Origin of the sequence: Dactylosporangium sp. NPDC000521 (genome assembly GCF_042898305.1) — a bacterium.
Lineage (GTDB): Bacteria > Actinomycetota > Actinomycetes > Mycobacteriales > Micromonosporaceae > Dactylosporangium.
Map to the genome: position 1 here is coordinate 46,675 of NZ_JBIAYW010000040.1, position 12,309 is coordinate 58,983.

The following is a 12,309-nucleotide window of genomic DNA, read 5'->3' on the forward strand; positions in this document are numbered from 1 at the left end:
GCTGCCGTCGCGGCTGTAACAGGCGAACGCAACGAACAGTGGCGGCCCGGACTGGAAGTATCATGCGGCCAAAGCCGGCCTGATGGGTCGGCGTCGGACTCATCGTAGTTACAGGCTGTCTGGCGTTCGTGGCTGGATGTGCTGTTGTGGCCCCAGCTGGTGTGGCAGCGTTGACGAGGAGTCAACACGGGTTGGCTGGTCCGTGATGACCTCGGCGATGTACTTGATGGTCGGACTTGAGCGGAGGGACGACCAGTGGAAGGTGTTTCGAGGTCCCAGCTCTATGTGATCCTGTGCCTGGATCCCGGACCCGATGCCGGACGTGTCACGCGGATGTGGTTCGAGTTGGCGTGGTCGAGGCTGGCGGTTCGGTTGCACGACGGCTTGGACGCTAACCCCCGCGCCGGCGAGGACGTCACCGGCACGCTCATGGCCGGGCGGATCTGGGAGACCTTTCCGCCGGTCGGCATGCCTTGGTGCGAACTCGTCCGTTTCGAAGGTGAGTTCGACGACGAGGTGGCTACCGCGCTGCTGATGCATCCGCGCAGCTGGAGCGTGTTCCTGGACGGTCTGGACCAGCACCCGGGAGCGACCGCCTATCTGCAGGCCGGTGTCGTCGAACGCGCGGAGCGTATGCCCGGAGGGCGCAGCCCCGGCTTTCCGGACCTGCATGTGCGGACGTGGGTTGATGGCGGGGTCCGGCTTGGGCTGTCGGCGTCGGCCGAGTTTCTGGTCGGCACCGTGGATGCCGAGCGTGCATTGTGCGGGTTCCTGCGGGAGGTCGCAGCGGTGAGCGATCCGGCATACGGTGAGGTATCGCTCGAGCTGGACGGGCACTACGGCGTTGAGTCGCTGCTGGAGCGGTCCCTGGTCGGGCTCGACAGTGAGACGCGCGACGCGATATGGCGGACTCCGCCGCGGGAACGGCTCAAGGGATACTCGTGGATCACCGTCATCCCGGGCGAGGTAGCGGCGCGGCTCGGTGGCGCCGCCGTGTTGCGGGCCAGCGGAGCGTTCCACGAGGTCGTGGCGCTGCCCGCGGGTGGCATCTGGGCGCAGGCGACCGAGCGGCTGGCCGACTACGACCATGCCGCCGCCCGGCGGGTGTTCGACGTGCTGCGGTCAGTGCTCCCGTCGGGCTGGCCGACACCGGCGGCGGGAGACGGCCCGCTCGTCGAGGAGGCTCCCTGACCAGCGACCATCATCGCTCATCTGATGGCCGGTGTACCACGCGACGACGCCCGTGAGCGCATCCGCGGGGTAGTCCTCGATGCCGGAACGACGCACGTGCGGAAAGTGTCGTAGGCGGCTTTGCGTGAGCTTGTCGTGCGAGGCCGCCCCGAACGGTGGTCATCCGGAGACGCTGGGCTTGCCGGTCTCGATGTGGCCGGTGAAGCGCTGCGACCAGACCGGGTCGACGTCGACGGTGATCGTGAAGTCGTACCAGCCGTTGTTGTACGCAACGGCGTTGAACCAGTCGTCCACCGTCTGTCCGGCATTCACCAAGTAGGTCCAGGGGCCGTCGGTCCGGTACTGGTTCGACGTGATGGTGAAGGTTATCGCTGACGGTGATGTGTTCTTCAGCCGGAACCAGATTGCCTGTTTGCCGGTGTTGGATGCCACCGCGTAGTAGCTGCTGACGAAGGCGTTCTTGCCTGCGGTGGCGGCGTTGCCGATGAAGCGGCGCAGGAAGCGGTTCGGGCCGACCATGCTCAGGTCGTACTGGCCCGAGCCGTAGCCTGCCCCGATGTTGAAGTAGTCGGTGGCGGTGCCGCCGGCGTCGACCGTGTACTGCCAGGGGTCGCGGTTGCGGTACGCGTTGGGGTGGATCGAGAAATGGACCGCGCGCGTCGCCTCGGCGCCCTGGTTCACCATCTGGAACCAGGCCAGGATCTTGCCGTTGGCGCCGAACTCGAGCCGGTCGAGGTATCCGTTGGGCTGGTAGGGCAGGGCTCTGGCCGGCCGGGTGCCGGGCTCCTGTGCGGGCAGGGCGTTGGTGCCCGGGGTCGGGTTGGGCAGTGTCTTGCAGTAGGCGTGGGTGATCACGCTTGTGGCGGGCAGTTGCGGCAGCCCGTAGACGGGTGACGCGAAGTCGAAGACGCCGGTGAGGTCGCCGACCACCTTTCGGCGCCACGCGCTGATGTTGGGGCAGGTTGCGGGCCGGCCGAGCGCCGCGGTCCACCGTTCCAGGAACCGGATGACGGAGGTGTGGTCGAAGACCTCCGAGCTCACCCAGCCGCCGCGGGTCCACGGCGAGATCACCAGCATGGGTACGCGGAAGCCGAGCCCGATCGGTACGCCGCTGAGGAACTCGTCCGTGGTGCCGCTCGGGGGAACCGGAGGCGGCACGTGGTCGAAGCAGCCGTCGTTCTCGTCGTAGTTGAGGAACAGCACGGTCGAGTTGAAGACGCTTGCATCAGCGTTGAGGGCCTGGATCACGAGGTTGACGAAGTGCGCGCCGTCGCCGGGCGGGGCGGAGGGGTGCTCGGAGAACGCCTCGTTGGCGACGACCCAGGAGACCTTCGGGAGCGTGCCGTTGACGACGTCGGCCCTGATGGCGTCGGCGATCGCCTCGTGCGTGGGCTTCGTGCCAGGCACCGACGCCATGCCGCGGTCGTAGAGGGAGCTGCCCGGCGAGGCGCTCGCGAACTGCTGGAAGTAGGCCAAGCCGTTGTCGCCGAAGTTGTCGCTGGAGCGCTGGTAGACCTTCCATGTCACCCCGGCGTTCTGCAGCGCCTCGGCGTAGGTCTGCCAGGTCAGCCCCGACTCATCGCCGCCGTCCTTGCTGTTCGCGTCGACTTTGCCGCTCCAGAGAAAGGTACGGTTGGGCCCGGTCGCGCTCAGCGCCGAACAGAAGTAGGCGTCGCAGATGGTGTACTTGTCGGCGAGCGCGAAGTGAAACGGGATGTCGCTTCGGTCGAGGTAGCCCATCGTCCGGACGTTGCCGACTCCTGAGATCCAGTTGTCGAGTTTGCCGGTGTTCCACGCCGCGTGCTGCGATGACCAGCTGTGCGCCAGCTGCCCGTTGCACTGCGCCATGTCGTCGGGGTCCGCACCGCCCGCGGGAAGGGTGCTGCTCATCTTCCACGGGTACTGCCACCCGGTGCCGTTGGGCTGGCGGAAGATCGAGCTGCCGGTGCTGGTCGTGACGGCGCTGCGGTCGCCGAAGCCGCGTACTCCCTTCAGGGTCCCGAAGTAGTGGTCGAAGCTGCGGTTCTCCTGCATCAGGACGATCACGTGCTGCACATCGGTGATCGTGCCCGTGGTCGCCGCGGCGGCCTTGACTGGCGGGCCGGTCTGGATTCCCGGTGCCATCACCGTGCCTGCGGCGGCGCTCGCGGACAGCGTTACGAAGCGTCTGCGGCTCAACCGTCCCATGTGAGGTCTCCTTCAGGGTGAGTGGGTGCTGGAACCCGCAGGGGCTTCCGCGCGTTGCCGGCGTGTGGAAACCCCTGGTTGGGTCAGCTGACGGCGAAGATGGCGAGGACGGCGGCGTGGTCGGAGGGCCAGGCGTTGCCCGACGGGTCGGACTGGGACGGCGTGCCCTCCCAGAGCGCGTCGGAGGACAGGACGGTCAGCGGCCAGAGCGGCGACGAGGATGGCCAGGACCAAGGGTACGAGTCTGCGCAACTGGTCTCCAGGGATTTGGAGTTCGACGATCAACGATGGCATCCGCATTGAATCTGAGCAATGCGTGCGGCGCTCGAACTCGTCCGGCACGCGATCAGGCCGGCGGACCCGGCAGCGGTAGGGACGCCGGGGTCCCGCTCGGGTGGACCCCGGCGGTTACGACCACGTTGGCCGGTTCAGCTGGATGTCAGGGCAGGTTCCACTGGTGGGTCGCGCCGCTGTCGCAGTCCCTGATCTGCAACTGGGTGCCGGAACCGCCGGCCCCGCTATCGTCCAGACATCTGCCGGATTGCGGGTTGACCAGCGACCCGTCGGACTGCGCCTTTCACTGCTGGGCTCCGGTCTGGTTGCGGCCGCCTCGCGGCCACTCGGTGGGCACGCCGCGGCCGACGATGGCCGATGCGTTGGACTTCTCGGCGATCAGCGAGTCCGGGAGCACCGGGTGGCGATGTACGTCAGCGGAGGTCGAGCTCGGTGGCCTGTCGGATGTAGTCGGCAATGGCCTGCTTGTTGATGCCCTCAGCAGTCTTGATCTTGATGTGTCTCGTGGTCTTGCCCGTGCCTTCGAGCAGGTTGTGGCGGTCGGTGAACGCCGCGCCCCGGCCGAAAGCCAACGTCAGATGTGTCTTGCTGCGGCTGATGATGGCCAGCAAGCTCCGACCGGTCCACGCCGGGGAGCCCCGGCTGATGACCAACCGGGCGTGGGGAGCGTTCTGACCCATCAGTTCACGCAGGCACTCGAAGATCTCTCGGTGGTGTCGTTCGAAGTTGGCGTTGACGTAGGCGACGACGTCTCCGGTCATGGCTGAATGTCCGTTCTCTGCACAAGCGATCTGTCCCGCGGTGCTGCGGTAACCGCCCGGACACCGTGCACCTGACGCCTTACCGCTTCCTTACGGCCGGCCCAGGTGAGGCAACACCGACATCCGCGCGGTACTGCGCGGATGCAGCCGTTGACGTGCGTCGGCACCTGTGGGCTGTCACGGGGCGCCAGGTGGGGACGGGCCGCGACGAGTTCGCCGTAAGGAAACCGTAAACAGTGGCGGGCAGCGTAGGTGACACCGGAAAGAACCGCTGCGTCTGAGGGAGGCCCGCGATGCCGCAACGTCGGCAACTGCACGTGGTTGTCATCATCGGCAGCACCCGCAGCGGCCGGTTCGGGCCGACCATCGCCGAGTGGTTCGCCAGGCACGCCCAGCGACGCGCAGACCTGAACGTAGACGTCGTCGACCTCGCCGTCGCAGGGCTGCCCGACACGCTGACGGACGACAGCGAACCGCGACCCGTCGCGGTGCTGGCCCTGGCAGGGCGGCTCGCAGCCGCCGACGCGTTCGTGGTGGTGACTCCGGAGTACAACTGCAGCTTCCCGGCCCAGTTGAAGACCGCGATCGACTGGTACGTCGAGGAATGGCAAGCCAAACCGGTCATGTTCGTGTCCTACGGCCGCGAATCCGGTGGACTGCTCGCGGCCGGGCAGCTGCGCCAGATCTTCAGCGGGCTCGACGCCGTGCCGATCCGCGACTGCATCAGCCTGCCCCGCTACTGGGAGCAGTTCGCCCCGGACGGCAGCTGGCCGCGACACACCGCCGAATGCAACACCACGATCAACGCAACCCTGGACCAGCTCGCCTGGTGGGCCGCCGCCCTGCGCGACGCCCGTGCCACCTACCCATACCGAAGATCGGAAAAGAACCGATGAGGGGTCCACGACACGCCACCCATGACGGCTCGTAGATCCATCAGAACACCGCGCGCCCGGCAACGGAGTTGGTATTCGGCGCAGCGAGCACCGAAAGCCATTGCTGTTCCGGACCGCTGCAACTACCCGCCCGATTCAGCCGAAGGAGTTCTCCATGCGCAAGGTCATCGTCTCGGTCTTCATGACGCTCGACGGCGTGATGGACAACCCGCAGGACTGGTCGCTGCCGTTCTGGTCCGATGACTACATGCGCTGTTCACGCGACCAGCTTTTCGCGGCGGACGCGCTGTTGATGGGGCGGGTGACGTACGAGGGCTTCGCTGGATCCTGGCCGTCGAGGACAGGCGACGAATTCGCCGACCGAATCAACAACATGCGCAAGTACGTCGCGTCCACGACCCTCGACCGTGTCGCCTGGACCAACGCCCAACTCGTGAGCGGTGACGTCACCGATGCCGTCCAAAGTCTCAAGCAGCGGCCGGGCGGCGATCTGCTGATGTACGGCTGCGGCCCACTCGCCCGGACGCTCGCCGCGCACGGCCTGCTCGACGAGGTCCGGTTGTGGGTCCATCCGATCGTGCTCGGCACCGGCTCGGGGCCGTTCACCGGCTGGCCACAGACCCCGCTGACGCACGTCGCCACCCGAACGTTGGACAAGGGCGTGCTGATCCTCAGCTACGCGCCGCTTGCCAGCCAATCATGATGCACTGGAGGAGCACAGGAATGTCAGCAATGCAGCAGCAGGTGCAGTCGGTCGTCGACGAGCTCGTCGAGACCGGGGTGGAGCGAGGTTTGCAGGTGGCGGTGTACCACCGCGGGGAGCCGGTCGTCGACGCCGTCGCCGGCGTCGCGGACCCTGTCACCGGCCGGCCTGTCACGTACGACACGCCGTTTCACGTCACGTCGACGGGCAAGGGCATCACGGCGGCCGTCATCCATGTCCTTGTCGAGCGTGGTGAGCTCAGCTACGACACGCGCATCGCCGATGTATGGCCCGAGTTCGGCGCCCGCGGCAAGGACCGCGCGACGCTGCGCCACGCACTCACCCATACCGTCGGTGTTCCCGGGGTTCCAGTGGACACCACACCGGAGGACCTCTGTGACTGGGAACGCATGTGCTCCGCGATCGCCGGTGCCACTCCGTGGTGGGAGCCGGGCACGAAGCACGGATACCACCCGCAGACATTCGGCTACATCCTCGGTGAGGTCGCCCGCCGGGCCACTGGCCAGAGCATGTCCGAGTTGCTGCACCAGCACATCGCCGGCCCGCTGGGGCTGATCGGTCAGTTGTACTTCGGTGTGCCGATCGACGACCAGCCGCGGCTGGCCCGATTGGAGGACGCCGACGGTGCCACCGAGCTGACTCCCGAGATGTTTGCCGCGATGGCCGACCAGGTGCCGTTCTTCCGGGTCGTCGACGGCTGGACCGCCGCCCCGCCGCACGCCATGCCCACCGCCGCGTACTGCAACCGGGCCGACGTGCTCGCCGCCGACATCCCTGCCGGTGCGGTCGCGTCGGCCCGGGCCCTCGCGCGGACGTATGCCGCCCTGATGGATGACCTCGACGGTGTACGGCTCATCGGTGCCGACCGGGTACGTGAAGTGACGGCGGTGGCGGTCAGCGGTATTGATGAGGTCGTCGGTTTCCCTGGCACTCGCGGCCTCGGGTACAGCCTCGGGTTCCCCGGACCGCTGGACAGCCCGACGCTGTTCGGTATGCCCGGCAGCGGCGGCACGGCGGCCTTTGCGGACATCTCCACCGGCCTCGCCGTCGCCGTCGCCAAGAACCGGGTCAGCGCCGGTGACTACAGCACGTTCACCCGGATCGCAGAGGTGGTCGTCAAGGCAGCGAGCTGAAGGCGTCCTCCACACTCAGCTGGCGGCCCTGCACCACCATGGCGTCATAGCCGGCGTCGCCGAGCACCGACCGAGAGGCCGCCTCGATGCGGTCCAGGTCGTAGCGCTCGGCGACGCTGACCGGCATGCCGATCCGGTCCCGGGCCGCCGCCACCGCCCCTAGAGCGCGGGCGGCCCGGCCGGCGCCGGCCCAGCCGCCATCCAGCGTTTCGGCCCCGGCAAGCCCGGCCAGGGCGTGCACGGTGTCGCGGGCCGCGCCGAGCCGCTGCGCGATGGCGTACGACTCGGCGTGGCAACGCCGGGCCGTGCTCGCATCGCCACGCTGTTCGGCGAGGTATCCGCACTCGACCAGCACGCTCGGCACGTGCAGCGGCTGGCCGGCCTCGCCGCCACGGTCGGCTGCGGCCGCGAGCAGGCTCTGCAGGTGCTCCTCGGCGGCCTCGAAGTCACCAGCCCGGCGCGCGGCGAATGCCAGCCCCATCTCAGCGAAGATCGCATTGAGCGGGGATCCCTGCTCCTGCGACAGCCGCAGCGCGCGAACACTGAGCTCGCGGGCGGCCGCGTAGTCGCCGCGCTGCAGCGCGCCCCAGCCGAGCCAGGACAGCCGGCCAGCCACCTCCGGCCACAGCCCCAGGTCTTCGGCCACCCGCAGGCCGTCTTGGTGCAGCTCAGCGGCACGTCGGCTGTCTCCGGTCAGCTCCGCGTGCGCCGCCAGCCACTCTGAGGCTTGCAGCAGACCCCACCGGTCGCCGAGGCGGCGGAACAGCAGCACGCTGCGCTCGGCGTCAGCAGCCAGTGCATCCAGGTCGCCGGTGATGTGGGCGTGCTTGGCCCGCAGGCTCAGCGCCGCCGCGACGCCCCACCGGTCGCCGATCCGCTGGAACTGCGACAGCGCCCGCTCGACCAGGGCACCGACTGCGGGCACGTCGCCGAGGTCCATCTCGGCGAAGGCCAGGAACCACAGCGCCCGCGCCCGGCCGCCGGCTTCGCGGGCCTCCTCGAGGCCGCGGACGGTGGCAGCGTGCCGGGCAGGCCAGTCGGCGATGTCGCCGAGCAGGAATGCGATGCCGGTCAGCCAGGCCGTCGCAGTGGCCCGCAACGCTGCCCGGGTTCCGCCGGCGGTCCCGTCAGCGGTCGCGTCGGCGGTCGTCAGCGCGCCGCGCAAGGCACGCTGCGCCTCGGTCAGCCGGCCGCGCAGGAACCAGTACCACGCCAATGCGTTGACCAGTCGCAGCGGGAGATCGCCATCGGCGCGCTCGAGGACCCCGCGCAAGTTGGCCGCCTCCGCATCGAGCCGCCGCAGCCACGCGCGTTGACGGGGTCCGTAGAGCTCGGCCGCGGCCGCCTCGGCCAACTCGACGTAGTAGCGACCGGCGCGCCGCCCGATCGGCTCAGCCTCACCGGCGTCGGCGAGCCGCTCCGCCCCGAAGGCAGCGACGGATTCCAACAGCCGGTACCGCGGGCCGCCGCCGTCAGCTACCTCGACGACGGTCACCAACGACCGGTCGACCAGGCGGCCGATCACGTCAAGGACCGCGGCGCCCGCCAACTCGCCCTCGGCGCACACTGCGACGGCCGCCTCACGACTACAGCCGTCGGCATGAACTGCGAGCCGGCGCAGTACAAGCTGTTCGGGCCCAGTGAGCAACTGCCAGCTCCAGTCGATCATCGCAAGCAGCGTCTGCTGCCGCGGCGGGGCTCCTCGGTGCCCGGTGGCGAGCAGGCGGAAACGATCGTCGAGCCCAGCGACGAGACCCTCGACCCCGAGTGCCCGCACGCGAGTCGCGGCAAGCTCCAGCGCCAGTGGTATGCCGTCCAGGCGCCGGCAAAGTAGTGCGACACCCGCCGCGTTGCCAGGAGTCAGGACGAATCCGTGCGCCGCCGCGGCGGCTCGGGCAACGAACAGCTGACCGGCCCCGGCCCGCGCGACCGCGTCAGGAGTCGCCCCGACCGGCACGTCAAGTGGCGGTACTGGCCACACGGCCTCGCCTGGCAAGCCGAGCGGCTCGCGGCTCGTCGTCAGCAGCCGGACGCCGGGCACCGCCGCCAGCAACCGCGCGGCCAGCTCGGCGACCTCGTCGATGAGGTGCTCACAGTTGTCCAGCACCAACAGAAGCAGCCGATCGCGCAGCACGGTGGTAAGCCGCTCGATCGCACTCTGCGGAGCGCCTGTCCCGGCGCTGTCGTGCACGTCGAGCACGCCGAGCACGACGTTGGCGAGCAGCTCCGGCGGATCGGCCGGGCCGTGCCCGGCAAGCTCGACCAGCCACACTCCGTCGCGAAACTCCGCCCCCAGGTCACGGGCGACCTCGATGGCGAGGCGGGTCTTGCCCACTCCGCCGGACCCCGTCAGCGACACCAGACGGTGCCCCCTCACGAGGGCGCGGAGCGCTTCGACGGCGGCGGCGCGGCCGATGAGGTCAGTCACCGCGGACGGGAGGTTCGTCGTCGGGCGGCTCCCGACCGGCCGGAGGTTCCGGGCCGGCGCCGACAGCGCCGGGTCCTGCTTCAGGATCGCCAAGTGCAACTCCGCGATCTCCACGCTCGGCTTCAAGCCGAGCTCGTCCTGGAGCTGTGCCCGCAGGCGCGAGTAGCCGTCGAGGGCCTCCGCCTGCCTGCCCGCCCGGTACAACGCGAGCATGTGCAATGCCAGCGCCCGCTCGCGCAGTGGATTCTCGACCACCAGTTGCGCCAGATCACCGGCGGCCGCATCGTGCTCGGCGATGGCGAGCCGGGCCTCGGCGAGATCCTCCCGTGCAACCAGCCGCTGCTCCTCGAGCCGGGCGGTCGCCGCTCGGGTGAAGTCCTCGTCGCGGAAGTCGGCAACCGCCGGACCTCGCCACAACGCCAGTGCGTCGGCCAGCAGCGCGGCGCGCTCCGATGCATCCGCCGCCGCATGGGCGGCCGCGGTCAGCTCCGCGAACCGGTACGCGTCCAGGGCGTCCGCGTCGACGTGCAGCGTGTACCCGGGCGGCGGCGACCTCACCAGCCGTCGCGCCCCAGGCTCGGCGTCCTCGAGCACCCGGCGCAGCTGCGAGACCTTCGCCGACAGAGCGGCGGGCGCGTTGCCTGGCGGGTGGTCGCCCCAAAGACTTTCGACAAGCCGGTCGCCGGTCACCGGCCTACCGGCCTCCAGCAGCAGCGCAGCAAGCAGCGCGCGGACCTTCAGACCCGGCACCGCGACGGGCTGACCGTCATCCGTCCAGACCGCCACCGGTCCCAGTACGCCGAACTGCATGGTCCCCCCGGGTCCCTACAGAGCCAGGATGGCGTCAACGCCACCGCTGAACAGGTCATCCTCGCTCCAGCGCCCGTCGTCGAGATGGCCGGAGGCGATCAGGGTGGGGTAGGCATCGGGGTGCTCCGCGAGATGACGGCGAGCCAAGCCCCGTAGCTCAGGACTGCCGGCCTCGTTCCAGGTCGCTTCAGTGAGAGCAGCACCGATCACGTAGTTGGCCAGCAGCCGCGTGACGACGGCCAGCCGCAGACCGGAATACCCGCCGCGGACGAGCGCTGCCTGCAGGAACTCCGTTCGGGCCAGAACGTTGGGCCCCAGCATCGGCCGACCGACCAGACTCGGTGCCCATGGATGGCGGAGCATGACCGCCCGCCACCGCCACGTCAGCGCGCGCACGTCATCGCGCCAGTCATGCGCGGCAGCAGGAAGCTCGACTTCACCGAAGACGTGGTCAAGCGCCAGATCCAGGACGTCATCCTTCGTTGCCACATGCCAGTAGAGCGCGGTGGGGGTGACCGCAAGACGGCGGGCGAGGTGCCGCATCGTCATGCCTTCGACGCCACTCTCGTCCAGCAGGATGACCGCTGCCTCGACGATGCGATCCCGGGTCAACGGCGTTGCGCGGCGAGGACGGTTCGACTCCTCGCGCAGCCAAACCGTGCGGTCCCGGGCGGGGCGTACAGCCGACGACTCACCTGCAGGGCTCACGGTCATTTCACCATCGTAGTACAGTGTTACTGTGATTTAACGGTGTTAAGTTAACGAGCGACGGGCGTGACGCTGCCGCTCGCTCCGCGTGGCGGCCCGGTTCCCGCCCGAAGGCATCACCTACCAGCGGAAGGGAAGATCCAGCCAATGCCGCTCATGCGGATACAGATCGACAGCGACCGCTACACCGCACACCGGGTAACCCAACTTCACCAAGCAGGAAAAGTTCACCACGAGTCCCGGGACGCCGCGCGGGAGGAAGTCTGGCGCCGTGGCCGAACTCCCGCCGCGGAACCGATCTTCGTCGGCACCACCAACGGCACGCCGGTTCGGCTCCTCTACGACGTAGAGGTCTACCTGGAGTCAATCCAGTAGCGGCGATGCATCGCGAGCGACCGAGATCGCCACCGCTCCAACGTGAACAGGATCTCTCCGCCACGTCCCGGCGCCATCACGTGTTCGATCCCGACGTGGCGATCCTCCAGACGGCAGTCGCCTCGACCGGGACGGTACGGACGGGTTGTCGGTAGAGCGCAGAGCCGATCGCTTTGTCAGTCTGGTCGGGGTCGGTTGAGCGGGATCTCGGCCTGGAGGCGGGTGCCCTGCCCTACTGGGCTGTACAGGGTGAGTGTGCCGCCCGTTGCTTCGACGCGGTCGGTCAGTCCGATGAGACCTGTGCCGCGCTTCGGATCCGCGCCGCCGATGCCGTCGTCACGCACCGTCAGGCGCAGGTTCCTACCCCGCACCTGCGCGCAGACGTGGACGAGCGTGGCGTGGGCGTACTTGGTGGCGTTCGTCAGCGCCTCAGCCACCACGTAGTAGGCGGCGACCTCGACCGGCTCCGGCTGCCGGCCGTCCACCTGGACGTCGAGCTCCACCGGGACCGCGGAGCGGCGGGCCAGCGCGCGCAGCGCGGGTCGCAGGCCGCCCTCGGTGAGGATCGCCGGATGGACGCCGCGTGAGAGCTCCCGCACGTCGTCGACCGTGCCGTTCAGCCCGGCCACGACGGCGGACAGCTGCTGCCGCAGCTGGGTCAGCTCCGGTGGTACGTCCGCCTCGGCCCGGCGGATGTCCAGTCCCAGCGAGATGAGTCGCTGCTGGATGCCGTCGTGCAGGTCGCGCTCGAGCTGCCGGCGGGTCTGGTCGGCGACGAGCACGAGCCGTGCCCGCGACGCGA

The 12,309-nt window shown here is 69.1% G+C and carries 11 protein-coding genes; 5 read left to right on the forward strand and 6 right to left on the reverse strand.

Features of this window, described 5'->3' with window-relative positions; translation table 11 throughout:
• The first annotated feature begins 333 nt into the window (after window positions 1-333).
• Complete coding sequence (locus tag ACFY3L_RS52665; RefSeq protein WP_389342872.1) at window positions 334-1,191, forward strand: hypothetical protein; 858 nt, start codon at window positions 334-336, stop codon at window positions 1,189-1,191.
• 159 nt (window positions 1,192-1,350) lie between these two features.
• Here ACFY3L_RS52665 and ACFY3L_RS52670 read toward each other — a convergent pair whose 3' ends face one another.
• From ACFY3L_RS52670 to ACFY3L_RS52680, 3 genes are all read right to left on the reverse strand, one after another.
• Window positions 1,351-3,378 carry a phosphocholine-specific phospholipase C gene (locus tag ACFY3L_RS52670; protein ID WP_389342875.1) on the reverse strand — a complete coding sequence of 676 codons (2,028 nt, stop codon included), beginning with the start codon at window positions 3,376-3,378 and terminating at the stop codon, window positions 1,351-1,353.
• Window positions 3,379-3,817: 439 nt separating this feature from the next.
• Entirely contained in the window at window positions 3,818-3,934 is a 117-nt protein-coding gene (locus ACFY3L_RS52675) for an RICIN domain-containing protein (RefSeq protein ID WP_389342907.1), read from the reverse strand.
• A gap of 151 nt (window positions 3,935-4,085) precedes the next feature.
• Window positions 4,086-4,433 carry a DUF1801 domain-containing protein gene (locus tag ACFY3L_RS52680; protein ID WP_389342878.1) on the reverse strand — a complete coding sequence of 116 codons (348 nt, stop codon included), beginning with the start codon at window positions 4,431-4,433 and terminating at the stop codon, window positions 4,086-4,088.
• A 293-nt stretch (window positions 4,434-4,726) separates the two neighbouring features.
• Between ACFY3L_RS52680 and ACFY3L_RS52685 the strand changes: the two genes are divergently transcribed.
• From ACFY3L_RS52685 to ACFY3L_RS52695, 3 genes are all read left to right on the forward strand, one after another.
• On the forward strand, window positions 4,727-5,329 hold the full coding sequence (locus ACFY3L_RS52685) for an NADPH-dependent FMN reductase (protein WP_389342881.1): 603 nt from the start codon (window positions 4,727-4,729) through the stop codon (window positions 5,327-5,329).
• A gap of 154 nt (window positions 5,330-5,483) precedes the next feature.
• Entirely contained in the window at window positions 5,484-6,032 is a 549-nt protein-coding gene (locus tag ACFY3L_RS52690; protein ID WP_389342884.1) for a dihydrofolate reductase family protein, read from the forward strand.
• Window positions 6,033-6,052: 20 nt separating this feature from the next.
• The gene (locus ACFY3L_RS52695; RefSeq protein WP_389342886.1) at window positions 6,053-7,186 is read left to right on the forward strand and encodes a serine hydrolase domain-containing protein; all 1,134 of its coding nucleotides are present in this window, start codon (window positions 6,053-6,055) and stop codon (window positions 7,184-7,186) included.
• Here ACFY3L_RS52695 and ACFY3L_RS52700 read toward each other — a convergent pair.
• Both ACFY3L_RS52700 and ACFY3L_RS52705 read right to left on the reverse strand, forming a co-directional pair.
• The gene (locus tag ACFY3L_RS52700) at window positions 7,170-10,424 is read right to left on the reverse strand and encodes a BTAD domain-containing putative transcriptional regulator (RefSeq protein WP_389342889.1); all 3,255 of its coding nucleotides are present in this window, start codon (window positions 10,422-10,424) and stop codon (window positions 7,170-7,172) included. The two genes, ACFY3L_RS52695 and ACFY3L_RS52700, sit on opposite strands and share 17 nt — an antisense overlap.
• Window positions 10,425-10,439: 15 nt before the next feature.
• Window positions 10,440-11,138, reverse strand: a complete 699-nt coding sequence (locus ACFY3L_RS52705; protein WP_389342892.1) for a TetR/AcrR family transcriptional regulator — start codon at window positions 11,136-11,138, stop codon at window positions 10,440-10,442.
• Window positions 11,139-11,198: 60 nt separating this feature from the next.
• On the opposite strand from ACFY3L_RS52705, the gene ACFY3L_RS52710 reads away from it, so the two are divergent.
• On the forward strand, window positions 11,199-11,507 hold the full coding sequence (locus ACFY3L_RS52710; protein WP_389342895.1) for a hypothetical protein: 309 nt from the start codon (window positions 11,199-11,201) through the stop codon (window positions 11,505-11,507).
• 176 nt (window positions 11,508-11,683) lie between these two features.
• On the opposite strand, the gene ACFY3L_RS52715 is transcribed toward ACFY3L_RS52710, so the two are convergent.
• Window positions 11,684-12,309, reverse strand: a 626-nt coding sequence (locus ACFY3L_RS52715; RefSeq protein WP_389342898.1) for a sensor histidine kinase, incomplete at its 5' end; no start/stop codon positions are given.